This is a genomic window from Nocardia donostiensis (genome assembly GCF_002081715.1).
GTDB classification, from domain to species: Bacteria; Actinomycetota; Actinomycetes; order Mycobacteriales; family Mycobacteriaceae; genus Nocardia; species Nocardia donostiensis.
In genome coordinates, this window is record NZ_MUKP01000028.1 from 62,474 (window position 1) to 85,405 (window position 22,932).

Here is a 22,932-nt window from a genome sequence, read left to right on the forward strand (position 1 = left end):
ACAGCCCCGGCTGTTGCCGAGCCGACGGAGACATGAACACCTGCGGCGGCTGGCGTAGCAAGCGTGACGCCGTCATTCGGCAGTACTACCGGGGAGTGAGTCCGCTGTACCGAGACGGCGATAGCGAGCCTGACGCGCTGCCCGCAGTTCGTCCGCCGGGACAGCACGCAGAGCGGCGAGTTCCTCGGCGATCGTGGCGACCATGCGACGAGCGAACTCCACGGGCTCGTCTGCCGCGTCGGGCTTTTCGACAACAATACGGTCCACGATGCCGTCGGCCAGCAGATCGGCGGCTCGAATACGCTGCGCTGCAGCCAACTCCGCGGCGTGACAGGTATCGCGATACACGATTGCGCTGGCACCTTCCGGCGGCAGCGGAGCCAGCCAGCCGTGTGTCGCCGCAAGCACCCGGTCGGCCGGAAGCAACGCAAGCGCCCCGCCACCGGTTCCCTGCCCCAGCAACACCGACACAGTCGGGGTGTCCAACAGCACCAGATCCGCGATACAGCGGGCGATTTCCGGCGCAAGCCCCCGCTCCTCGGCCTCCTTCGACAGCGCTGCGCCGACCGTATCGATCACCAACACCAGCGGCAGCCGCAACTCCTGGGCGAGCTGCATACTGCGCCGCGCCTCCCGCAGCGCCGCAGGCCCCATGGTGTGCTCACCCCGCTGCCCGGACCGGTCGTGCCCGAACACCACACAGGGCTGCCCGCGGAAGCGCGCCAACGCCAGAACCACGGTGCGATCCGACTCCCCCTGCCCGGTGCCGCTCAACGGAACCCGCTGTGTCACCTGCCGCAGCAACTCCCGCAGCCCCGGACGGTCCGATCGGCGCGAAATCGTCACCGAATCCCAGGCGGCAATATCATTCGAGACGCCCTCGCTCCGGCTCGATACATCGGGTCCGGGGCGGCTCTTCGCGTGGACCGACGCCCGGGCTCCGCTGGACGCCGCTGCCTCGCTCGGCCGCCCGGCGGTCGACATTCGGTGTGTATTCCGTGAACCTGGAACGGCCTCCGCAACACCCGATTCGGGCTCAGCCGGGTGCTCGCCTCGAGCAGGAGTCTGCGCCGCGGCAGCAGACCCCGGTCCGGTAACAGCCGTTGTGGCGGTGACATCCGGGACACCGCTGAACACGCTGAGCGCGCGATGGGCTATGCGACGGAACACGGTCACGCCGACAACACCGTCGATAACCCCGTTGCGGTAAAGGTTTTCGGCGGTCTGCACGCCTTCGGGAAACGGGCGGTCGTAGAGGGCTTGGTAGACGCGCGGGCCGAGGAAACCGATGAGCGCCCCCGGCTGGGCGAAGGTCATATGTCCCAGCGAACCCCACGATGCGAAGACACCGCCCATGGTCGGGTCGCGCAGGTACACCACATAGGGATAGCCGGCCGCTTTGTGCGCGGCGACCGCACCTGCGATCTTCACCATCTGCACGAACGCGACGGTGCCCTCCTGCATCCTGGTGCCGCCCGAGGTGGGTGAGGCAACCAGCGGCAGGCCGAGTTCGGTGGCGCGTTCAACGGCGGCGACGATCCGTTCGGCCGCGGCGACGCCGATCGAACCGGCGAGGAAACCGAACTCGCAGGCGATCACGGCAACAGGGCGGCCACGCAACAGACCCGAACCGGTGAGCACCGATTCGTCGGTACCGGCCGCATCTACCGCTTTGCGCAATTCCGCCTGGTAATGCTCGCGGCCGGTCACCGTCAGCGGTGGCCGGTCCCAGCTCGTGAACGAATCGGGGTCGAGCAGTGCGGCGATCAGCTCACGAGCGCTGATCCGTCTCGACGCACCGCTCAATAGCCCTGCATCACCTTGCGCAGCGCGTATTCGGTGAGTTCCACCAGGGCCTGTTTGGCCGGTTCCCGACGCCGGGCGTCGATGGACAGGATCGGGACATCGCCCGAAACGGCCAGCGCCTGACGGATGTCCTCGATCGGATAGCGCGGCGCGTCGTCGAATTCGTTCAGCGCGACCAGGAAGGGCAGGTTACGCGCTTCGAAGTAGTCGACGGCGGCGAAACTGTCCTCCAGCCTGCGGGTGTCGACCAGCACGACCGCGCCGATGGCGCCTTTGATCAGGTCGTCCCACATGAACCAGAACCGGTACTGGCCTGGCGTGCCGAACAGGTACAGCACCAGATCGTCGGCGAGGCTGATGCGGCCGAAGTCCATCGCCACCGTGGTGGTGTTCTTCATCGGGATACCGGTGAGATTGTCGATACCCGCGCTGGCATTGGTCACCAGCGCCTCGGTACGCAGCGGAACGATCTCCGAGACCGCGCCCACCAGCGTTGTTTTGCCCACGCCGAAACCACCCGCGACAACAATCTTCGCCGATGTCGGCTTGCTGTTGCGCGTATCGACCTGGGCCGTCGAATCAAATACGCCGGAGTCCACTGAGAACCCTTTCGATCAGCTCGCGACGTTCATCGTCGCTGGAATCGTCTTTCAATGTCGCCGAAACGCGGACATGTCCGGCTTCGATGAGGTCTGCCACGAGTACCCGGGCCACCCCGATTGGTATACCCAATCGGGCCGCAACCTCAGCGACCGACGGCGATTCTCTGCACAACTCCACTATCGAGCTCTCGATGTTGGTCAGTTCGAACTGCCGCTCCAGGGCGACCGGATGCGATGCGACGAGCGCCTCCAACGCCAACTCGACAGTGGGCCTGGTACGCCCCGCGGTCAGCGAATACGGGCGAACGAGACTGGGCTCGCCGCTACCCACGCGGTGATCTTCTATGTCCATCCCACCATCAGGAACCCATCGTGACGCGTGGAGTGGCCTGGACTGTCTGACCAACGCGCTCGACCAACAACGCCATCTCGTAGCCCACCTGACCGATATCACACGAGGTGTTGGTGAGGACTGCGAGATAAGACCCATCGCCTACGGCCATCAGTAGCAGGTAGCCGTGTTCCATTTCGACTACCGACTGTAGGACGGTGCCGCCTTCGAACAGGTTCGACACGCCCACCGAGAGGCTGGCCAGTCCGGCGGTAACGGCCGAAAGCTGCTCGGCGCGGTCGACCGGAAGCTGCGCACTCGCGGCCATCAACAGTCCGTCGGCTGAGACCAGCACGGCATGGGCTACGCCAGGAACCTCGTTGGCGAAGTTCGAAACCAGCCAATCCAGCTGACGGTTCGTACCACCTAGATCGGGGTTCATCGGTCTCCTTTATCTCCGGTTAGGTTCATTGCTCTCATTGCACGGCCATCCCGAACACCTTGCTGGTGACGACTCAAGCTTGACCTGATCGCCTCCGGATCGCGACTCGGGGCCCGATCGACGGCACCATTGACGGCGCCGGGAACCAGCCGACCACCCGGATTACGTTGCGGCAGACCGGCAGCCGTCCTGGTCTCGGATTCGGCCTCGCTCGCGCGGCGGGCGGCGATCCAGCCTTCGTCTCCTGGTGATTCGAAGGAGGCAGCAGCCTGGGATCGGTCCGAATTCGGATCCGACAACCATGCCGACATCATTTCGGCGAAGATCGGCGTACCGCCCATCACGCCACTGCTTTCCGTCGCAGGCTGCAGCCTGGTCTGGAAGAACGAAGCGGTCTTCGCCGTACCGGAGCGAGCACTGTGCCTGCCCGGTTCGCGGCTGGTGCCGCCCTCGCTCTGCCCAGCGCCCGCCCCTTCGCTGCGCGCGGCAGGCGCGGAGGTTTCCCGCTGCGGCAGACCGACTCCGGGCGCGTTCTCGATACGCGGCCCCAGGCCGAGCGCACCGGGTTCCCGCTGCGGCAAACCACCCGGTCCACGTTGCGGTAAACCACCGGAAGCACGCTGCGGCAGACCACCCGAGGACGGGTCACGTTGCGGCAGACCACTGCTGCGCGAGGTGTCCGATCCACCGCGCTGCGGTAGACCATTGGACGATTCCCGCTGCGGTAGGCCGCTACCGGTCGGCTCACGCTGCGGCAAACCACCCGAGGACGGATCCCGCTGCGGCAGACCACTGCTGCGCGAGGTGTCCGATCCACCGCGCTGCGGTAGACCATTGGACGATTCCCGCTGCGGTAGGCCGCTACCGGTCGGCTCACGCTGCGGCAAACCACCGGAAGTCGGCTCACGCTGCGGCAAACCGCTATCAGCCGGCTCACGCTGCGGCAGACCGCTACCGGTCGTACCCAGATCACGCTGCGGCAGACCACCCGAAGACGGTCCCCGCTGCGGCAAACCACCAGAGGACGGTTCGCGCTGCGGCAAACCACCGGAGGACGGCTCACGCTGCGGCAAACCGTTGTCACCGCTCTCACGTGACGGCAGGCCCGGCCGGGTCCCGCGCTGCGGCAAGTCCCTGTCGGAAGCCGGACCCGAATCCCGCTGCGGCAGACCACCAGAGGTGTCCCGTTCCGGCGAACCCGAGGTAGCGGGATCCCGCTGCGGCAGACCGCTGGACGGTTCCCGCTGCGGCAAGCCTCCCGAAGACGGCGTACGCTGCGGCAGACCGCTACCGGTCGTCCCCGGATCGCGCTGCGGCAGACCACCGGTCCGCGGTCCGCGCTGCGGCAGGCTGTTGCCCGCGGACGGTGCGGAATCACGCTGCGGCAGACCACCGGTTTCCCGCGGCGAAGGCCCGCCTGCACGGGGCTCCCGCGCAGGCAATCCGCCTGTTCCCGATTCGCGCGCAGGCAATCCGCCCGTTCCCGATTCGCGTGCGGGCACACCGCCTGTGCCCGGTTCGCGCTGCGGCAGACCGCTCGGCCCCTGTGGGCGCTGCGGCGTCTCCGAAAAACCGGTGGCACCGGGTGCGCGCTGCGGCAAGCCGGTTTCCCGCGACGCCGCGGGTGCGGAAGTACCCGAGCCGGTTTCCCGGCCGCGCGCGGTATCCGGTTCGCGATGCGGCGCGCCGTTCGCGCCCGGCTGACGCTGCGGCAGACCATTGGTGTTCGGTGCGGGGGCTCCGCTACCGCCGGGCTGCCGCTGCGGCAGACCGCCCGGCTTCCCGTCGCGCGGCAGTTGACCGGCCGCGGGTGGTGTGCCCGCGGCGCTGCCCGGCTGCCGCTGCTGCGGCGGCGTGCCGCCCGGTGCGAGATTGCGTTTGGGCAGCGCCGCGGCGGCGAGCTTGCCCCGCTGCGGCATATTCGTCTGCTTGCCGGATGCGGCACGCAAGCTGGTCGCGGACTGGTCGTCTTCACCGCGCAAGCCCGAGGCCATCGCGGAGCCCGGCTGCCGCTGCGGTAGCCCGCCGGGTGCTTGACCACCGGAACCGGCGGGAATCGGCCCGCTGACACCGGGGTCGACGGTGACCATCATGTTCCCGGTCGGGGTGCGGCTGATCCCACGCGTCTGCATCGACTGGGTCGGCTGCTGCTGTGCGGCGGCGGGCTGCTGCCGCTTCTGCTGGGCTGCGGCATGCGGTGATGGCACCACCGGCTGCGGCCCGGATGCGGCGGTTACCGGCATGATCGTGGCCTGGCCCGCGACGATGAGACCGACCGGCACGTGCACGGTGACGGTCACACCGGGATCGCGCGCAGTGTCGAAGGTGGGGCGCAGCCGCACGGTGAGCCCGTGCCGCTCGGCCAGTCGCCCGACGACGAACAGACCCATATGCCGCGCCGTGTCCGGCCCGGGCTCGGCGGTCGACTCCAGCTTGCGGTTGATCTCGGCCATCTCCGTCGGCGGCATACCGATACCGCGGTCGGCGACCTCGATGAGCAGCCCCTGGTCGTGCGCCTGGGCGAAGGTGAACTTGACGTCGGTCTCCGGCGGCGACGCCCGCAACGCGTTGTCCAGCAACTCGGCGAACAGATGCGCCAGGTCGGAGGCCGCCGGTTCCTTCAGCGCACCGCGCGGGGTGGCGCCCAGTTTGACTCGTTCGTAGTCCTCGACCTCGGAGATCGCGGCGCGTAGCACGTCGGCGATCTCGACCGGTGCGGATTTGGCGCGGCGCTGTTTGGTGCCGGCGAGGATCAGCAGGTTGTCACCGTTACGGCGCATACGAGCGGCAAGATGGTCCAGCCGGAACAGGTTCTCCAGCAGGCGGGGGTCCTTCTCGTCGTACTCCATCGCCTCGATGAGGCTGAGCTGATGGTCGACGAGCGATTTACTGCGCCGGGCCAGGGTTTCGAACATATCGTTGACCTGCGAACGCATCTGTGCCTGATCGCTGGCCAGACGCAGCGCCTGCCCGTGGATATCGTCTACGGCGCGGGCCAGCTGACCGATCTCCTCCTCGCTGCGGATCGGCATCGGTTCCAGCGGCACCTGTTCCGGGGATGCGCCGTTACGCAGTTGCGCGACCTCATGCGGCAGATCGCTTTCCGCGACACGCAGCGCCGCCAGTCGCAGCAGGTGCAGCGGCACGATCATCGATCGTGCCACGAACACCGCGAGCACCAGCGCGGCCAGGATGGTGAGCAACACCACTATCGAGTAGATGATGGCGTCCGCCAATGCGCTGTCGGCCAGCGACTGCACGCCGCCGTCGATCGCGGCGGTGGACTCGCTGACCATCTTCTCGTAGGTGGCGAGGTCATCCAGGACCGAGGAGCGCAGTTCACCGAGCGGAAGCTGACCGGACTGGGCTTGCGGGCCGGTCAGCACCTGCAGCCGGTGGTCGATGCCCTGGCGCAACGAGGCGATATCGGGGTCATTGTCCGGATAGCGCTGGGCCAGCACGTTCAAGATCGTGCGTTCGGTGTTCGCCGCGATCAGATAGCTTTGGATACCGGCGGAGGGGTCGCGCAGGATATCGGCCAGCCCGACCACCTCGCCGAGCAGGTTGGCTCGGGCGTTCAGCGAGTCGACCAGCCGAAGTTTGTCCGCGTCGATACTTGGGTTGCTCACCTGAGCGGCTACGGCTTCCACCGCGCGCACGCCTGCGCTGCGATGGACATCGATCTGCGCCGCCGCTTCGGTCGCGGGCAGGGTGGACAGCGCCTTGCCGTTGGCCCGTACGCCCTTGGCCAGTTCGATCATCTCGTCGACCGCTGCCTGCGCTTCGGGGACGTCGGAGAGTTCACCGACGATGGACTCCGCGTCACTGATCGACTTGTCCAAGGCGGCCAGGTTGTCGTCGGTCACCAACGATCGCCCTGGAGCGACCGCGATGACTGCAGAGCCTGCCACGGTCGAGGTCGCTGCGCTCAGGCCGGTGATGGTCGGGATGTAGCTGACGTTCTCGGCGGCATCGGCCAGCCGGTTCGCCTCGCTCCACTGGGACGAGATCCTGGACACGCCGAGTCCGACCGCGACCGCCAGCGGTACGGCGAGTACGGCCGTAACCTTCCAGCGCAGGTCCCAGTTGCTGAGCGCCCAGCGCTTCCTGCCGGACCTAGCGGCGTCACGCATCTCCCTCTCACTTTCCAAACTGGCCCCAGCCATGCACCATCAGCGCAGCTCCACACTCGCATGATGGTTCGACGAGTGAGGCTGGCCGAGGACTGCGGCTGGCCGAGAAATTGCGTCTACGACGGACCGAAATAAGTGACATCAGATTCTAACGGATCAATAACTTCTTGGTGTACCCCGCACGGGTACGCACCCGTTGACCAGCCTGTTCCAGGCAAAACCAAAGGTCGCGGCACCCGTCCGGGGGTCGCGTGAAGTCTGCCACAATCGTGCTGATCTATCGAGGTGGGTATGCAGCGAGGCTAGGGAGCACGGGTTGAACGCGAGGAATGAGTACCGACCGGTCTATCAGACCAGCTTGGTCGATCCCGCCGAGTTCTGGACCCGGGCGGCCGAAGCCGTCGACTGGGACATACCCCCGACGCAGGTGCTCGACACCAACGCTCGCCCGTCGGCACGGTGGTTCACCGACGGCAAACTCAACACCTCGTACAACGCGCTCGATCGTCATGTGCACGAATCCGCTGGTCGCGCCCAGCAACCCGCCTTGATCTACGACTCGGCGATGACCGGCGCGAAAAAAACCTACACCTATGCCGAACTGCTGGACGAGGTGGCGGTTTTCGCGGGCGCTATGCTGCGGCTGGGGGTACGTACCGGGGACCGTGTAGTCATCTACCTGCCGATGATCCCCGAAGCGGTGATCGCGATGCTGGCGTGCGCGCGGATCGGCGCGGTGCATTCGGTCGTCTTCGGCGGTTTCGCCGCACCGGAGCTGGCCGCACGTATCGACGACGCCGAACCGGTGTTGATCATCACAGCTTCCGGTGGCCTGGAGCCGGGCCGCCGCATCGAATACCCGCCGATCGTGCTGCAGGCGCTTGACCTGACGACGACAACCGCCCCGCGCACCGTTCTGGTCAAACAGCGTCCCGGTTTCCCCACCATCACCTTCACGCCGCCGCAGGCCGCCACCGAATCCCTGCCCAGTTCAGCTGATTCGATCGCGGCTCAATGGCTGGACTGGGACGACGCGGTGCGCGACGCGGAACCCGCCGACCCGGTGTCGGTGGGCGCAACCGATCCACTCTACATCCTCTACACCTCGGGTACCACCGGGCGGCCGAAGGGGGTGGTCCGCGACAACGGCGGGCACGCGGTAGCGCTGACCTGGTCGATGCGCAATATCTACGATGTGGGGCCAGGTCAGGTGATGTGGACCGCCTCCGATGTCGGCTGGGTGGTCGGCCACTCCTATATCGTTTATGCGCCGCTGTTGGTCGGCGCCACCACGCTGCTTTACGAGGGCAAACCGGTCGGCACCCCGGACGCGGGCGCGCACTGGCGGGTGGTCGCCGAACACAATGTGCAGGTTTTCTTCACCGCGCCGACCTCGCTGCGGGCGATTCGCCGCGCCGATCCGGACGCTGCGCTGGCCCACAGCCACGACCTGTCGTCGTTGCGGGCGCTGTTCTGTGCGGGGGAACGCCTCGACCCGGCCACCTACGAGTGGGCGGTGCACACCCTGCTCGCGGATCGGCCGGACTGCCCGGTGGTCGACCACTGGTGGCAGACCGAAACCGGCTGGCCGATCTGCGCCAACCCGCTCGGCTTACAGCAGCTGCCCATCAAACCCGGCTCCGCTTCGGTGCCGGTACCCGGTTTCCGGCTGCGGGTGCTGAACTCCTCGGGCAACCCGGTCCCGGCCAATACCGAAGGCAATATCGTCATCGGGCTTCCGCTGCCACCCGGAACGCTCACCGGTCTGTGGCGTGACGACGAACGCTTCCTCCGCTCCTACCTATCGACCTATCCGGGTCACTACCTGACCGGCGACTCCGGCTATTTCGACGACGACGGCTATCTATATGTCCTCGGCCGCAGCGACGATGTGATCAATATGGCCGGGCACCGGCTGTCCGCGGGCAGTATCGAAGCCGCGATCGCCGGACACGACGCGGTCGCCGAATGCGCGGTGATCGGTCTCGCCGATGAACTCAAGGGCCAGCGCCCGATCGCCTATGTGGTGTTGAAAACCGACGCCACCATCCAACCGGCGGTACTGCGCGACCAGCTGATCCATCGGGTGCGTGAGCAGATCGGCGCGATCGCCACCCTGCACGATGTGGTGGTGGTTCCGGCGCTGCCGAAAACCCGGTCGGGCAAGATCCTGCGCAAAACCATCAGGCAGATCACCGCGGGCGAACCCTACGATGTGCCGTCGACCATCGAGGACCCCACTGTGTTGACCGTGTTGGCGCAGCAGGTCGAGGCCACCCGCTCCGGCGCGTGAGGGAAGACCACTGTCTTTAGAGTCTTCTCAGACATAGTTCACACCGCTGCCAGTCCCCACCCATAACGTCGAGGCGGTCCGGCTCGGCCGGGCGTCAACCGTTCCTCGATCTCAGGAGACAGCACCGATGACACGTTTGCGCAGCAGGACCGCGATCGCGACGATGGCCGTGAGCGGGTTGGCCACGATCAGCGCTGTGATCAGCCCCGCCGTCGCCTCCGCCGGGCCTGCCGAGCTGGTCGAACCACTGCTCACCTCGGATTGCTCCTTCGCACAGGTCGATGCCGCACTGCACGACCAGGCTCCCGACCTTGCCGCCCTGCTGGATTCCAACCCCGACGCGAAGGCACAGTTGCAGGCGAAGTTCGACCAGCCCGTCGAGCAGCGTCGCGCGGAACTACAGCGCTACCTGGAAGAGAACCCCCAAGCCGCGCAGCAGGCGCAGGACGATCCGCGCGCCGCCGGGATGCGCGACACCCTCCAGCGTGTCGCCGATACGTGCCACAACTACTGATTCACCTCGGGATGCGCCGGCGCCCTGCCGAGTGGCGCCGGCGTTCCCGGCACGGCCTGCGCAGCTGCACCGGCGGGCCGGGGGTATGACGGCACAATGAACGATGTGACCTCCGACCGGACCGCGAACCCGACCGTTCTGGTAGTCGACGACGACGAGGACGTGCTGGCCTCGGTCGAGCGCGGGCTGCGGCTGTCCGGGTTCGGAGTGCAGGTCGCCAGGGACGGTGCCGCGGCGCTGCGCTCGGTGCACGACAACGCTCCCGACGCGATCGTGCTCGATATGAATATGCCGGTACTCGACGGCGCGGGTGTGGTGACCGCGTTGCGCGCGATGGGTAATGAGGTGCCGATCTGTGTGTTGAGCGCGCGTAGTTCGGTGGACGACCGGATCGCGGGCTTGGAATCGGGCGCCGACGATTATTTGGTGAAGCCGTTCGTGCTGGCCGAACTGGTTGCCCGGATCAAGGCGCTGCTGCGCCGCCGCTCCGACAGTCCAGGTACTGCAGCGGATGCGATAACGGTCGGCCCGCTAGAGGTGGATATGTCCGGCTACCGGGCGTTGCTGCACGGCAAGGAAATCGAGCTGACCAAACGCGAATTCGAGCTGCTGTCCACGCTGGCCCGTAATGCGGGGGTGGTGTTGAGCCGGGAGCGGCTGCTGGAGCTGGTCTGGGGTTACGACTTCGCCGCCGAGACCAATGTGGTGGACGTGTTCGTCGGCTATCTGCGCCGCAAACTGGAATCCGACGGCACGCCGCGGCTGCTGCACACGATTCGCGGTGTCGGTTTTGTGCTGCGGGCGCCGAAGTGATTGTTCGACGTCGGGCTCGCCGCAGGTCTTTTTCGCTGCGTACTCGGGTGGCTGCCGCCGCGGCGGCCGGTTCCGTGCTGATCGTGACGATCCTGAGCGCGATCGCTGTGCGCGCTATCGAGCGAAACAATCTGCAGCAGACCGATCAACAGCTGGCTATCGCTTCGCGGCTGGTGTTGCTCGATCCGGTGATCGCAGCCGGTGTCGTGAATCTGCTCGGCCCAGACAGCGATATGGCGCTCACCGTCCGCGATGACGGTGCGGTGGTAGCCAGTACCGCCATCCAGCTTCCCGAACTACCCACCGGTTCTAAAACCGTGACGGTGGATGGTGACCCGTATCGGGTGTTAACCACTTCGCGGGATCAGCGGCCGGGACGTGCGGTATCACTGGCCATTCCGGCAGCCGAGGCGGCGCGTACGACGGCGCAACAGCAGCGCTGGGTGCTGGGTGGGGCGCTGCTCGCTATCGCGGCGTCGGCCGGGCTGGGCTGGCTGTTCGGCGGCCGCGCGGTCCGACCGATTGTCGACCTCACCCGCCAGGTCGGGACCCGTAGTGGTTACCGGGATCCGGATTCCGCCAGGGAACCCGTGCATGGTGCAGGTGTGCTGGAGGCGGAAAAGCTCGCCGAAGCCGTGAACACCATGTTGCGCCGCGTCGATCAGGCTCAGGGCGAAACCGCTGCCGCCCTCGAAACTGCCCGCGATTTCGCCGCTGTTTCCGCGCATGAACTGCGCACCCCCCTCACCGCCATGCGCACCGACCTCGAGGTGCTGCGCACCCTGGACCTGAACGAGGAGCAGCGCGCCGAAATCCTCGACGACCTGCACCGCAGCCAGGGCCGAGTGGAAGCGACTTTGGCCGCACTCGAACGCCTCGCCTCCGGTGACCTCACCCACGAACGCGACCACGTCGACACCGACGTGGGCGACCTGTGCGACCAGGCCGCCCACGACGCCATGCGCCACTTCCCCGGCCTCACCGTCCGCATCGACACAGATGCCGAACTCGTCACCCGCGGCCTACCCGCCGGACTGCGCCTCGCCGTCGACAATGCCCTGGCCAACTCCGTCAAACACGGCGGCGCCACCGAGGCCCTCGTCTCCGCCCACCGCGCCCCTAACGGCCACATCATCGTCTCCATCGACGACAACGGCCGCGGCATCCCGAGCGACGAACGCCACGCCGTTTTCGACCGCTTCTACCGCGGCTCCCAGGCAACCAAAGGCGGCTCAGGACTCGGACTTGCGCTGGTCGCCCAGCAGGCGCAATTACATGGCGGGCAGGCATATTTCGAGGACGGGACGCTCGGCGGGATTCGCCTTGTCCTCGACCTACCCGCAAGAACGGCTTCGAGCGCGAACTGAAGTTCACTCCTACCGCGATCCTTATGGTGCGCTGAAAAGCACTGTGGCCCGCACTCGGTGAGTGCGGGCCACAGCTGGCCTCGAATCGGAGGCCGAAATTACTCGGCGTCCAGCAGGTCGATGACGAAGACCAAGGTCTTACCGGAGAGGCGGTGACCCGCACCGGCGGGACCGTAGGCCAGCTCCGGTGGGATGGTGAGCTGGCGGCGGCCGCCGACCTTCATCCCGGGAATGCCGTCCTGCCAGCCCTGAATCAGACCGCGGAGCGGGAAGGTGATGGATTCGCCGCGGTTCCAGGAGGAGTCGAATTCTTCACCGGTATCGAATTCGACGCCGACGTAGTGCACCTCGACAGTGCCGCCGGGGACGGCTTCGGGGCCGTCGCCGACGACGAGGTCTTTGATGACGAGTTCGGTGGGCGGCGGGCCTGCCTGGTATTCGATCTCCGGCTTGCTCATTCGCATATCCCCTTCGATATGTGGCGGTTTCGGTTGATCTAGCGGTTGGTGATCTCGTGGTAGTCGCGGGCGCCGTATCCGGTGTAGATCTGGCGCGGACGACCGATCTTGATGGGTTCGCTGTGCATTTCCCGCCAGTGCGCGATCCAGCCGGGAAGCCGGCCCATCGCGAACAGCACGGTGAACATGCGGGTGGGGAAGCCCATGGCTTTGTAGATGACGCCGGTATAGAAGTCGACGTTGGGGTAGAGCTTGCGCTCGATGAAGTATTCGTCGGTGAGCGCGGCTTCTTCGAGGGCCTTGGCGATATCGAACAGTTCGTCGTTGCCGAGTTTGCTGAGGATGGCGTCGGCGTGCTTCTTGGCGATGGAGGCGCGCGGGTCGTAGTTGCGGTAGACGCGGTGACCGAAGCCCATGAGCTTCACGCCGTCTTCCTTGTTCTTGACCTTGCGGATGAATTCGTTGACGTCGCCGCCCGCAATTTTGATGCCGTCGAGCATTTCGAGGACGGCCTGGTTGGCGCCGCCGTGCAGCGGGCCCCAGAGGGCGTTGATGCCGCCGGAGACGGAGGTGAACAGGTTGGCGTCGGAGGAGCCGACGAGCCGCACAGTGGAGGTGGAGCAGTTCTGTTCGTGATCGGCGTGCAGGATCAGCAGCATATCGAGCGCGGCGGCGATCTCGGGGTCGACCTGGTAGGGCTCGGCGGGGAAGCCGAAGGTCATGCGCAGGAAGTTCTCGACCAGCGACAGCGAGTTGTCGGGGTAGAGGAACGGCTGGCCGACGGACTTCTTGTAGGAGTAGGCCGCGATGGTGGGCAGCTTGGCCAGCAGGCGGATGGTGGACAGTTCGACCTGTTCGGGGTCGCGCGGGTCCAGCGAGTCCTGGTAGTAGGCCGATAGGGCGTTGACCGCGGACGACAGCACCGGCATGGGGTGGGCATTGCGCGGGAAGCCGTCGAAGAACCGTTTGAGGTCTTCATGGAGCAGAGTGTGACGGCGGATCTTGTCGGTGAACGATTCGAGTTGATCCTGGGTGGGTAGCTCGCCGTAGATGAGTAGGTAGCTGACCTCGATGAAGGTGGAGCGCTCGGCGAGCTGGTCGATGGGGTAACCGCGGTATCGCAGGACGCCCGCCTCGCCATCGATGTAGGTGATGGCGGATTTGGTGGAGGCGGTGTTGACGAAGCCCGGGTCATAGGTGGTGTAGCCCGTGCTCGCCAGCAGTTTACCCAGGACCACTCCGTCGTTGCCCTCGGCGGCCTGGGCGATCGTCATGGGGTAGTCGCCACCGGGGTAGGTGAGTACCGGCTTGGCGTCATTGATGTGATTCTCGGGCACGGAAGGATCCCTCTCAGGCTATGACCGTCGGCATCGAATGCGGTCGGCATACGGTGCGTTCACTGAGACGCTAGTCGCTGCTTTGCCCGGCCAAGCCAGAGGGTGCCCGCGACACGGTCTCACAAACGGCGGCCTGCCGGGGGTGAGGTCCGCGCCGGTCAGGCGATCACCGGTTGGTGCTGTGACCGGCGTACGGGGTAGTTCACGAAGGTCGGAAGGCCTGGTGCGGCGGTGACCACGCCGTTCACGGCGAGCGCACTGCCACCCGCCGCGGCAACAGCTGTACCCACCGTAGCCGAGATGGAAACCGTGCGAAACATCACCGCCTGCTGCCACGTCGGGCCGCGTTCCGGATGGTGTTCGGGCCGCGATAGACGCGGAGCTGCAGCACGGGTCCGAGCGGGGCGGGTGCCGGCGAGAGAGCTCAGGGCTGCAGCCGCTGCACCGTCATCTGTGTGCCGTCGACCCGAACGCTGATCCGGTTGTGTAGCCTGCCCTGCCTACCCTGCCAGAATTCGACTTCGTCGGGTCGCAGCAGATATCCACCCCAATGCGGTGGCACCGGGATGTCGTCGACGTCGGCGAAGCGGGCGAGGGTCTCGGCGAGCGCGCGGTCGAGGTCGGCGCGGGAGGCGATGGGGCGGGACTGATGTGAGGCCCAGGCGCCGAGCTGGGAGTCGCGCGGCCGGGAGCGCCAGTAGACGGCGGTCGTTTCGGCGGGCACCCGTTCGACGGGTCCGCGTAGATGCACCTGCCTGCCGAGCGCGGGCCAGACGAAGGTGGCCGAGGCGAACGGGACCGCGGTCAGTTGAGCGCCTTTGGCGGAGTCATAGTTGGTGTAGAAGGTCACCCCTTCCGGGGACAGCCCCTTGCACAGGACGGTGCGGGTGACCGGGCGCGGTGTTTCCGCGGTGTGGGTGACGGTGGCGAGCACCATCGCATTGGGTTCAGCGATGCCGACGGCGGTGGCCTGTTCTATCCAGTGCCGCAGCAGCGGTTCCCAACCTCCGGCCAGCCAGGTTTCGTCCAGTTCCGCATCGTGCAGTCCGGGGCTGTGGCTGATACCGCTGTTATCGCCACCGGAACCGGGTTGACCTGCGGCGATGTGGACGGCGCCGTAGTCGGCGCGCATGGCGGCGAGATCCGGGTAAGGGTTGTCCAGGTCACGCATGGGTCAGACGTTACTCCCCAGTAGCCAGGCGCTAGAGTTTTGGTGAAAGGAGAGTCACGCCATGACCACCAGTTCCGCCGGGCAGCAGGCTGTACCGCAGGATTTCGTCAGCGGCCTCGAAGGCGTGGTGGCGTTCACCACCGAGATCGCCGAACCGGACAAGGACGGCGGCGCGCTACGCTACCGCGGCGTCGACATCGAAGATCTGGTCGCCAACCGGGTCACCTTCGGTGATGCGTGGGCGCTGCTGGTCGACGGCCGATTCGGCCGCGGCCTGCCGCCCGCCGAACCGTTCCCGCTGCCGGTGCACACCGGTGACGTCCGCGTCGACGTGCAGGCCGGGCTCGCCATGCTCGCCCCGATCTGGGGCTACCAGCCGCTGCTGGACATCGACGACGACACCGCGCGGGAGAACCTGGCCCGCGCCTCGGTGATGGCGCTGTCCTATGTCGCGCAGTCGGCGCGCGGCATCTACCAGCCCGCTGTTCCGCAACGCCAGATCGACAAATGCGAAACCGTCACCGAACGGTTCATGACCCGGTGGAAGGGCGACCCCGACCCGCGACACACCGCCGCCATCGACGCCTACTGGGTCTCGGCAGCCGAGCACGGGATGAACGCCTCCACCTTCACCGCCCGAGTGATCGCCTCTACCGGTGCGGATGTCGCGGCCTCGCTGTCCGGGGCGATCGGCGCCATGTCCGGTCCGCTGCACGGAGGCGCGCCCGCCCGCGTGCTGCCGATGATCGAGGAAGTCGAGCGCACCGGTGATGCTCGCGCACTGGTCCGCGGCATCCTGGACCGCAAGGAAAAGCTGATGGGTTTCGGTCACCGGGTCTACCGGGCCGAGGACCCTCGGGCCCGCGTACTACGCGATACCGCCCGCCGCTTGGCCGCCCCACGCTACGAGGTGGCCGCCGCACTGGAACAGGCCGCGCTGGCCGAACTGCGTGAGCGCCGCCCGGACCGGGCCATCGAAACCAATGTCGAGTTCTGGGCCGCGGTGATCCTGGACTTCGCCGAGGTGCCTGCCCATATGATGCCCGCCATGTTCACCTGCGGCCGGACCGCTGGCTGGTGCGCGCACATCGTGGAGCAGAAGAAACTGGGCAAGCTGGTCCGCCCGGCCGCCATCTACACCGGCCCCGGCCCGCGCAAGGCCGAGGAAGTCGAGGGCTGGTCGATAGTAGCCCGCGCATAGCCTGCGCTGCGCTACATCCCGTCGAGCAGCATGGCGTCCCAGTCGACAGCCACCGATTCGCCGCGATCGACCGTGAAGAAAAACACCTCCAGCCGGGCGCCGAGATCGATCAGCCCGATCGCAGCCAACGGCACCGGCTGGATCAGCCGCACCCGCCACGGCTCAGGCTCGTCCCAGGCGCGCATCTCCAGGTCCAGTCGTAGCACCGGATCGTCGCGTCCGGTGTAGTCGGCGGCAACCGGGGTCACCGCTAGCACGGTGGCCTCGGCCCGCCGCCCATCGGACAGGATCTTGCTGATCGCGGTACGGCCCCGATCAGCGGTTTCGGATAAATAGAGCACCACACGATCGGGATCGCCCGGATCGATCCGGCAGCTGACGACATCACCCGGCCGCATCCGGTCGAGCTCGGCTTCCCTGACCCGCTGACGCACCCTCGTGTCGTAGGGCAGCATGCCCGCGACCTGAATCCGCACCCAGAACACATGCCCCGGTTCGGTGCGTCGCGGGCGCACTCCGAGCACGATCGCCGACCCAGGGACGCCACGGATCAGCAACTCCCGCCGAGCCGCCGCGGGCAGCGGACCCACCCGCATGCGCAAGCGCCGGGGCAGCAGGGCGCGTAGGCGCCACCGGGAGTTTGCCGACAGCATGCTCATGGGTGATAACGGTAACTGGAGTGTGGTACGCGGCACAGCGATACCGCGACTACGCTGTTCGCCATGACCAGTGCGTTCCCGACCATTCCCGACGACATCAAACCCGCCGACGGTCGCTTCGGCTGCGGTCCGTCCAAGGTACGACCGGAGCAGTTGCGGTCCCTGGTGGAGGTCGGCGCCTCGGTGTTCGGAACCAGCCACCGGCAGAAACCGGTCAAGAACGTTGTCGCCCGGGTGCGTTCGGGCCTGCGCGAACTGTTCTCGCTGCCCGACGGCTACGAGGTGGTACTCGGCAACGGCGGCACCACCGCGTTCTGGGACGCCGCCGCGTTCGGCCTGGTGCGGGAACGCTCGCTGCACCTGGCCTACGGCGAGTTCAGCTCGAAATTCGCCTCGGTCACCAAGAAGAACCCGTTCATCGGCGACCCGATCGTCGTCTCGGCCGATCCGGGTAGCGCACCGGCCCCGGTCGCCGATCCCGCCGCCGACCTGATCGGCTGGGCGCACAACGAGACCTCCACCGGCGTCGCGGTGCCGGTACAGCGGCCCGCCGGTTCGGAGAACGCGCTCATCGCGATCGACGCCACCTCCGGCGCGGGCGGCCTGCCGGTGCACATCACCGACGCCGACGTCTACTACTTCGCCCCGCAGAAATGTTTCGCCAGCGACGGTGGGCTGTGGGTTGCGCTGATGAGCCCCGCCGCGCTGGCCAGGGTCGAGGAGATCAAGGAATCGGGCCGCTGGTCACCCGATTTTCTTTCGCTGCCGATCGCAATCGAGAACAGCGGTAAAGATCAGACCTACAACACCCCGGCGCTGGCGACGCTGCTGCTGTTCGCTGATCAGATCGAATGGCTCAATGGCAACGGCGGTTTGGATTGGGCGGTGAAGCGGACGCTGGATTCCTCCTCGCGGTTGTACTCGTGGGCCGAGGCGAGCGAATACGCAACACCGTTCGTCACCGATCCGCAGCACCGTTCGCAGGTTGTCGGCACTATCGACTTCGCGGATTCGGTGGACGCCGCCGCAGTCGCCAAAGTGCTTCGCGCAAACGGCATCGTCGATACCGAGCCATACCGTAAATTGGGCCGTAACCAGTTACGTATCGGCATGTTCCCGGCGATCGACCCCGACGATGTCACTCAGCTGACCCGCTGCGTCGACTGGGTGGTGGAAAAGCTCTAGCCACTCTTCCGGAGATGAAACATCAAGAGCCCGCCGCGCGTATCGCCGGCGGGCTCTGTCTTAAGAGGGAAAGACACTGATACACAAAGGAATAGAGAAGATTAGCCGCGCGAAGCCACTTCGGGGTAGATTTCGATACCGCGTGTCGCGCCACACGATTCCCAGTAGTGCACTACTGTTTCGGAACGTGGGCGGTGTCGCGAGCGACGCGATAAGGAGGTAACGGTGCGTGAACTTCGAGTGATCGGTGTGACGCCCGATACCGCTCATATCGTCTGTGTGGACACCGAAAGCGGCCAGAAATTCCGGCTTCCCGCCGATGACAAACTGCGTGCCGCTGCCCGCGGAGACCTTGCCCGATTCGGCCAGATCGAGATCGAAATGGAAGCAACGATGCGTCCTCGCGATATCCAGGCTCGTATCCGTGCCGGCGCCTCCGTGGACCAGGTGACCCAGGAATCCGGGATGCCCGCCGCACGAGTGGAGCGTTTCGCCTACCCGGTACTGCTGGAGCGGGCCCGCGCCGCCGAACTCGCGCAGAAGGCGCATCCGGTGCGTGCCGACGGCCCCGCCGTCGAGATCCTCATCGATGTCGTCACCGCCGCGTTCACCGCGCGCGGTCACACCCTCGACAACGCTGAATGGGATGCCTGGAAGGACGAGAAGGGCTACTGGGTCGCCCAATTGCAGTGGCAGAACGGGCGATCCGAAATCGCCGCGCACTGGCGCTACCAGCCCGACGCGCACGGCGGAACAGTTTCCCCGCTCGATGACCCGGCCACCGATCTGATCGATCCCGATTTCGGCCGCGCGCTGCGCGGACTGGCGACAATACTGCCCGTCGAGCCGGAAACCCCGACCGCGCCGGAACCGGTCACCGAAACCCGCCCGGCCCGCGAGGCAAGCGCCCCCCGGCCCGTAGCGCAGAACAAGCCCGAAGTCGGGAAGTACTTCGAGCAGCGCGCCGTGGCCGCAGGTGGCAGCGCAGCATTGCCGCCCGTATCTCCCACCGCCCTCCCGGCCGCGAACACCACAACCTCCGGTAACGCCGTAGCATCCAACCACGGACCGGCCACGCAGCCGGTCGGCCGCGCCGACACCGCCTCCCGGCCGGAACCCGAACCTACCCCCGCCGCGAACAGCAAGCCGGTAGCCAAACCCGCTGCCGCTGCTGCTCCGGCCAGCGGTACGGACACCGAACCGAAGCAGCCCGCGGAGGACAAACCCGCAAAGCCGGCGAAACCAGCCGCACGCGGTAAGCGCGGTAAGGCGCCGATGCCGTCCTGGGAGGACGTACTCCTGGGCGTGCGCAGCTCCGGTCACTGAAGCAGGCGTACCTCCGCCTTCGCCCCGGCCATGCGCATTCTGTGCACCTTCCGCAGTCGCACGGCTGCGTAGGGGCTGCCTATCTACCCGCCTGAACTCCGGGGCCGTGCAGCTGGCATGCCTCCGCATGCGCCCCGGCCATGCGCATTTCTGCCCACCCTCCGCAGTCGCACGGCTGCGCAGAGCCAGCCCACCTACCGCCTGAACTCCGGGCCGTGCGGCTGGCGTACCTGCGGCCTTCGCCTCGGGCGTACCTCCGTATTCGCTCCGGGCGGGCGCGTTTCCGGTTAGGCTTCGCTCGCGTCTTCGCGTTGTCTGCTCTGCTCGGCTCCGCTGTTCGCGGTGCTGTTTCCGCGATATCGGGAGGTGCCGGAAATGTTGGCCAAGGCTTCGTCGCTCTGGTATGTCGATGCCACCGATCCGGCGGCGGTGCTGCGCGGCGGGCACGATCCCGATCCGGCGGCGGCGCAGACGCTGGCCAGGCAGTTGTATCCCGGACTAGAGGTGGTTCCGACCAAGGTCGCCTCCCTGGGCGGCTGTGCCGGGCCGGAGGTGGACGAGGTGTACCTGGGTTGCTTCCCCGGCGTCACCGTGGTGTGTTCGGCGCAGGCGATGCGGGTGCGCCCGAGCTCGATGCCGGAGCTGCTGGTTCGCCCGCGGGCCTGCGAACACACGTATCTGGTGTCGTTCGACGCCGCGTACGGTTGGGGTGCGTTCGCGCATTGGGAGCGCGGTGAGCTGCGGCGGGCGTTCAGCTCGACCCGCGTATACATCCTGGAGGACGTGGGGCTGCCGTTGACATGGGAGCGGCCGTTCTGGGCGGGTGAGCATCCGGTGCAGTGGCGGCCGTGGGATCTGCCGGACCCGCAGGCGCTGCCGTTCGAACCATCGGACTTTGCGGAAGCGGCAGGCCAGGAATGGCTCGGATTCCATTTCCGGGCTCCAACGCAAGACGGCGAGATCGCGCCCGGTGATATCGCGGTGTGCGGGTTCACCCTGACCAGTCAGCGCCGCAAGGCGAGCACATAGATCAGCAGGGCCATCAGCCAGCCCGCCACAACTCCCACGAATCCGAGCACCAGCGCCGCCCAGCCGGACAAGATGCCCGCGGCGCCGCCCGCCAACACCCACCGGGTCACCGGGGTATTGCGCCAGCGCCAGGCCGTCGGCGCCACACCTGCGACAGCGACCACGTTCACCGTAACCGCCAGCAGCGGATGCACCTGCGCCAGCGCGGCGCCGAAGGCGTACACACCGACCGCGGTCAGCACCGCGACCAGCGCCACGACCGGGATACCCGCCCCCCAAGGTGTCGGGACCTGGTCCCGGTATGGGCCGGGCGGCGGCCCGTTCACGATGTCCTCACCCGTTCATAGAACGCCATCGCAGCGGCAGTGGCCACATTCAGCGAGTCGGTTCCCGGCGACATCGGGATCCGGGCCCGGATATCGCTGGCGGCCATGGCCGCCTCAGACAGCCCCGGCCCTTCCGCACCCAGCAGCAGCGCGACCCGTTCTCCGGTCATTGCCGCGGCGAGATTACGCGCGGCAGGGTCCGGGGTGAGCGCGACGACCTGAAAACCGCTGCGCCGCAATATCCCCAGGCCGTCGGGCCAGTCGGGGATGCGGGCGAACGGCACGCGGAGCACATGCCCCATGGACACTCGCACCGAACGCCGATACAGCGGGTCGGCGCAGCGCGGGCCGAACAGGACCGCGTCGACACCGAGACCGGCCGCATTGCGGAACATCGACCCCAGGTTCTCGTGGTCGTTCACCCCTTCGAGCACGGCAACGGTGCGCGCAGTGGTGAGCAGCTGCTCCAACGGCGGTTCCGGGCGCTTAGTGGCGACCGCGAGCACACCCCGATTGAGGTGGAAGCCGACGATCTGGGCCATCACCTCGGCCGAGGCCCGGTAGTAGGGAATATAGACAGCGCTGAGGTCGGTGGCCAGCTCCTCGTACCGTTTCGTCACCCCGAGCAGCGCGTGCGGCCGGAACGGGGAATCGAGCATCCGCCGCACCACCACGCTCCCCTCCGCGATGACCAAACCTTTACCGCCGGGCCGATCCGGTCGCCGGTCCGCCGCTTTCAGATCGCGGAAGTCGTCGACGCGCGGATCGGCGACGTCGTCCACATCAACAACCACCGCCACAACCAACTATCCTGCCAACCCGTTTGCCAGGGGCAGCGGCACGGGTGCGAAACCCGCACTGCACTGGCATGCTTGAAGAATGAAGCCGATCCAGCTCATCCTCAATATCCTCTGGCTCGTTTTCGCCGGTTTCTGGATGGCGGTCGGCTATCTGGTCGCGGCGCTGATCTGCTTCGTCCTGATCATCACCATCCCGTTCGGGGTCGCGGCGTTGCGCAACGCCGCCTATGTGCTGTGGCCGTTCGGCCGGACCACGGTGGAGAAACCGGGCGCGGGCGCGGGTTCGATGATCGGCAACATCATCTGGTTCATCGTGGCCGGCTGGTGGCTGGCGCTGGGGCATCTGGCTACCAGCATCCCGCTGTTCATCTCGATTATCGGGATCCCGTTCGGATGGGCCAATCTGAAGCTCATCCCGCTGGCGCTGTTCCCACTGGGACGCGAGATCGTCGACAGCGATCAGGCGTTCGCTTCGGGGTACCGGTACTCGCGGTAGCGCAGGGTGCGGCTATTCGGAATCGGTGACGATCTGATTCATGATCGCCACCGCGCGGGCGAGCACGTCGAGCTGTTCCGGGGCCAGGGTGGACAGCCGGTCGGTCATCCACTCTTCCCGCGCGCTGGCCTCGTCGGCGATCAGCGCCGAACCTGCCTCCGACAGCGAAACGATGACCTGCCTGCCGTCGGTCGGATGCGGATCGCGAGCGACCAAGCCCAGATCGGTGAGCGAGGCGATAACTCTGGTCATCGAAGGCGGCTGCACCCTTTCCTTGGCAGCCAGCGCACCGGGCGTCATCGCGCCGTCGCGGTGCAGGGTGGCCAGCACCGACAGCTGGGTCAGCGATATCTGCGAATCAGTGCGCCGTCCGCGCAGATGCCGCGTCAAACGCACGACCGCCAGCGATAGCTCACTCGCGAGCGTTCGAACATCCGATGGCCTTGTCACAGTGCTGACGATACGGTACACCGTACTTCCCGGCGCAGATACCGGGTTTAGTCTGAGCTGGTGACTCAGCAGGTGCCGCAGATACCGCCGCGACTAACCGATCCTCGGCCGGTTCTGGCGATCGGTTGTGCGCTGTGGGCGGTGGCAACTGTCGTGGTATGGCTCAGCGGGGAACGCTGGGAAGCGGCGCGGC

22 protein-coding genes are annotated in these 22,932 nt (G+C 66.8%); 10 read left to right on the forward strand and 12 right to left on the reverse strand.

The annotated features are described in order from the left end of the window. Nucleotides 1-72: 72 nt before the first annotated feature. The 5 genes from B0T44_RS18125 to B0T44_RS18145 are packed head-to-tail and all read right to left on the reverse strand — an operon-like array spanning nucleotide 73 to nucleotide 7,314. A complete protein-coding gene (locus B0T44_RS18125) occupies nucleotides 73-1,806 on the reverse strand; it encodes a carboxyl transferase domain-containing protein (protein WP_077114210.1) in 1,734 nt (577 codons plus the stop codon). Further along, nucleotides 1,803-2,405, reverse strand: a complete 603-nt coding sequence (locus tag B0T44_RS18130; RefSeq protein ID WP_175647898.1) for a GTP-binding protein — start codon at nucleotides 2,403-2,405, stop codon at nucleotides 1,803-1,805. Before B0T44_RS18130 ends, B0T44_RS18125 begins: the two co-directional genes overlap by 4 nt. After that, on the reverse strand, nucleotides 2,386-2,760 hold the full coding sequence (locus tag B0T44_RS18135) for a DUF742 domain-containing protein (protein ID WP_077114209.1): 375 nt from the start codon (nucleotides 2,758-2,760) through the stop codon (nucleotides 2,386-2,388). The genes B0T44_RS18130 and B0T44_RS18135 overlap by 20 nt, the downstream gene beginning before the upstream one ends. A 7-nt stretch (nucleotides 2,761-2,767) precedes the next feature. Continuing rightward, nucleotides 2,768-3,181 carry a roadblock/LC7 domain-containing protein gene (locus tag B0T44_RS18140; RefSeq protein ID WP_011207200.1) on the reverse strand — a complete coding sequence of 138 codons (414 nt, stop codon included), beginning with the start codon at nucleotides 3,179-3,181 and terminating at the stop codon, nucleotides 2,768-2,770. Continuing rightward, nucleotides 3,178-7,314 (reverse strand): ATP-binding protein, encoded by a 4,137-nt coding sequence (locus B0T44_RS18145; RefSeq protein ID WP_081512268.1) that lies wholly within the window; start codon nucleotides 7,312-7,314, stop codon nucleotides 3,178-3,180. Before B0T44_RS18145 ends, B0T44_RS18140 begins: the two co-directional genes overlap by 4 nt. 316 nt (nucleotides 7,315-7,630) lie before the next feature. Between B0T44_RS18145 and B0T44_RS18150 the strand changes: the two genes are divergently transcribed. The 4 genes from B0T44_RS18150 (at nucleotide 7,631) to B0T44_RS18165 (ending at nucleotide 12,301) form a co-directional block, all read left to right on the forward strand. After that, nucleotides 7,631-9,607: an AMP-binding protein gene (locus tag B0T44_RS18150; RefSeq protein WP_077114207.1), complete on the forward strand. Its 1,977-nt coding sequence runs from the start codon at nucleotides 7,631-7,633 to the stop codon at nucleotides 9,605-9,607. A 127-nt stretch (nucleotides 9,608-9,734) separates the two neighbouring features. Further along, the gene (locus B0T44_RS18155) at nucleotides 9,735-10,121 is read left to right on the forward strand and encodes a hemophore-related protein (RefSeq protein WP_077114206.1); all 387 of its coding nucleotides are present in this window, start codon (nucleotides 9,735-9,737) and stop codon (nucleotides 10,119-10,121) included. 96 nt (nucleotides 10,122-10,217) lie between these two features. Beyond that, nucleotides 10,218-10,934, forward strand: coding sequence for a response regulator transcription factor (locus tag B0T44_RS18160; RefSeq protein WP_077114205.1), 717 nt, complete (start codon nucleotides 10,218-10,220; stop codon nucleotides 10,932-10,934). Nucleotides 10,935-10,981: 47 nt separating this feature from the next. Continuing rightward, on the forward strand, nucleotides 10,982-12,301 hold the full coding sequence (locus B0T44_RS18165; RefSeq protein ID WP_077114204.1) for a sensor histidine kinase: 1,320 nt from the start codon (nucleotides 10,982-10,984) through the stop codon (nucleotides 12,299-12,301). A gap of 98 nt (nucleotides 12,302-12,399) precedes the next feature. Here the strand turns inward: B0T44_RS18165 and B0T44_RS18170 are convergent, their stop codons facing one another. The 3 genes from B0T44_RS18170 to pdxH form a co-directional block, all read right to left on the reverse strand. Further along, nucleotides 12,400-12,759 (reverse strand): FKBP-type peptidyl-prolyl cis-trans isomerase, encoded by a 360-nt coding sequence (locus B0T44_RS18170; RefSeq protein ID WP_077114203.1) that lies wholly within the window; start codon nucleotides 12,757-12,759, stop codon nucleotides 12,400-12,402. 38 nt (nucleotides 12,760-12,797) lie between these two features. Continuing rightward, nucleotides 12,798-14,096 carry a citrate synthase gene (locus tag B0T44_RS18175; protein WP_077114202.1) on the reverse strand — a complete coding sequence of 433 codons (1,299 nt, stop codon included), beginning with the start codon at nucleotides 14,094-14,096 and terminating at the stop codon, nucleotides 12,798-12,800. A gap of 424 nt (nucleotides 14,097-14,520) precedes the next feature. Further along, a complete protein-coding gene (gene pdxH, locus B0T44_RS18180) occupies nucleotides 14,521-15,267 on the reverse strand; it encodes a pyridoxamine 5'-phosphate oxidase (protein ID WP_077114201.1) in 747 nt (248 codons plus the stop codon). A 61-nt stretch (nucleotides 15,268-15,328) separates the two neighbouring features. Between pdxH and B0T44_RS18185 the strand changes: the two genes are divergently transcribed. Beyond that, nucleotides 15,329-16,468: a citrate synthase 2 gene (locus B0T44_RS18185; protein WP_077114200.1), complete on the forward strand. Its 1,140-nt coding sequence runs from the start codon at nucleotides 15,329-15,331 to the stop codon at nucleotides 16,466-16,468. 11 nt (nucleotides 16,469-16,479) lie between these two features. Here the strand turns inward: B0T44_RS18185 and B0T44_RS18190 are convergent, their stop codons facing one another. Then, nucleotides 16,480-17,127, reverse strand: coding sequence for a hypothetical protein (locus tag B0T44_RS18190; protein WP_077114197.1), 648 nt, complete (start codon nucleotides 17,125-17,127; stop codon nucleotides 16,480-16,482). Between the two features lie 63 nt (nucleotides 17,128-17,190). Between B0T44_RS18190 and serC the strand changes: the two genes are divergently transcribed. From serC to B0T44_RS18205, 3 genes are all read left to right on the forward strand, one after another. Beyond that, the gene (serC, locus tag B0T44_RS18195; protein WP_077114195.1) at nucleotides 17,191-18,312 is read left to right on the forward strand and encodes a phosphoserine transaminase; all 1,122 of its coding nucleotides are present in this window, start codon (nucleotides 17,191-17,193) and stop codon (nucleotides 18,310-18,312) included. A gap of 225 nt (nucleotides 18,313-18,537) precedes the next feature. Continuing rightward, nucleotides 18,538-19,638 (forward strand): septation protein SepH, encoded by a 1,101-nt coding sequence (sepH, locus tag B0T44_RS18200; RefSeq protein ID WP_077114193.1) that lies wholly within the window; start codon nucleotides 18,538-18,540, stop codon nucleotides 19,636-19,638. A gap of 375 nt (nucleotides 19,639-20,013) precedes the next feature. Further along, nucleotides 20,014-20,667 carry a DUF6928 family protein gene (locus B0T44_RS18205; protein ID WP_175647897.1) on the forward strand — a complete coding sequence of 218 codons (654 nt, stop codon included), beginning with the start codon at nucleotides 20,014-20,016 and terminating at the stop codon, nucleotides 20,665-20,667. Here the strand turns inward: B0T44_RS18205 and B0T44_RS18210 are convergent. Further along, nucleotides 20,643-20,993: a DUF2537 domain-containing protein gene (locus B0T44_RS18210; protein ID WP_077114191.1), complete on the reverse strand. Its 351-nt coding sequence runs from the start codon at nucleotides 20,991-20,993 to the stop codon at nucleotides 20,643-20,645. The genes B0T44_RS18205 and B0T44_RS18210 overlap by 25 nt on opposite strands. Next, the gene (locus B0T44_RS18215; RefSeq protein ID WP_077114189.1) at nucleotides 20,990-21,793 is read right to left on the reverse strand and encodes a TrmH family RNA methyltransferase; all 804 of its coding nucleotides are present in this window, start codon (nucleotides 21,791-21,793) and stop codon (nucleotides 20,990-20,992) included. Before B0T44_RS18215 ends, B0T44_RS18210 begins: the two co-directional genes overlap by 4 nt. A 79-nt stretch (nucleotides 21,794-21,872) precedes the next feature. On the opposite strand from B0T44_RS18215, the gene B0T44_RS18220 reads away from it, so the two are divergent. Further along, entirely contained in the window at nucleotides 21,873-22,289 is a 417-nt protein-coding gene (locus B0T44_RS18220; protein ID WP_077114187.1) for a YccF domain-containing protein, read from the forward strand. 12 nt (nucleotides 22,290-22,301) lie between these two features. Here B0T44_RS18220 and B0T44_RS18225 read toward each other — a convergent pair whose 3' ends face one another. Then, nucleotides 22,302-22,739 (reverse strand): Rv0880 family HTH-type transcriptional regulator, encoded by a 438-nt coding sequence (locus tag B0T44_RS18225; RefSeq protein ID WP_077114715.1) that lies wholly within the window; start codon nucleotides 22,737-22,739, stop codon nucleotides 22,302-22,304. A 72-nt stretch (nucleotides 22,740-22,811) separates the two neighbouring features. Here B0T44_RS18225 and B0T44_RS18230 point away from each other — a divergent pair. Continuing rightward, nucleotides 22,812-22,932: DUF2530 domain-containing protein (locus B0T44_RS18230; RefSeq protein ID WP_438269030.1), on the forward strand; the 121-nt coding region annotated here is incomplete at its 3' end.

Excerpts from the sequence above, each read along its gene's own strand:
- B0T44_RS18135 (WP_077114209.1), bottom strand. The coding sequence starts at position 2,760 with ATGGACATAGAAGATCACCGCGTGGGTAGCGGCGAGCCCAGTCTCGTT.
- B0T44_RS18140 (WP_011207200.1), bottom strand. The coding sequence starts at position 3,181 with ATGAACCCCGATCTAGGTGGTACGAACCGTCAGCTGGATTGGCTGGTT.
- B0T44_RS18145 (WP_081512268.1), bottom strand. The coding sequence starts at position 7,314 with ATGCGTGACGCCGCTAGGTCCGGCAGGAAGCGCTGGGCGCTCAGCAAC.
- B0T44_RS18155 (WP_077114206.1), top strand. The coding sequence starts at position 9,735 with ATGACACGTTTGCGCAGCAGGACCGCGATCGCGACGATGGCCGTGAGC.
- B0T44_RS18160 (WP_077114205.1), top strand. The coding sequence starts at position 10,218 with ATGAACGATGTGACCTCCGACCGGACCGCGAACCCGACCGTTCTGGTA.
- B0T44_RS18170 (WP_077114203.1), bottom strand. The coding sequence starts at position 12,759 with ATGAGCAAGCCGGAGATCGAATACCAGGCAGGCCCGCCGCCCACCGAA.
- pdxH (WP_077114201.1), bottom strand. The coding sequence starts at position 15,267 with ATGCGTGACCTGGACAACCCTTACCCGGATCTCGCCGCCATGCGCGCC.
- B0T44_RS18185 (WP_077114200.1), top strand. The coding sequence starts at position 15,329 with ATGACCACCAGTTCCGCCGGGCAGCAGGCTGTACCGCAGGATTTCGTC.
- B0T44_RS18190 (WP_077114197.1), bottom strand. The coding sequence starts at position 17,127 with ATGAGCATGCTGTCGGCAAACTCCCGGTGGCGCCTACGCGCCCTGCTG.
- serC (WP_077114195.1), top strand. The coding sequence starts at position 17,191 with ATGACCAGTGCGTTCCCGACCATTCCCGACGACATCAAACCCGCCGAC.
- B0T44_RS18205 (WP_175647897.1), top strand. The coding sequence starts at position 20,014 with ATGTTGGCCAAGGCTTCGTCGCTCTGGTATGTCGATGCCACCGATCCG.
- B0T44_RS18220 (WP_077114187.1), top strand. The coding sequence starts at position 21,873 with ATGAAGCCGATCCAGCTCATCCTCAATATCCTCTGGCTCGTTTTCGCC.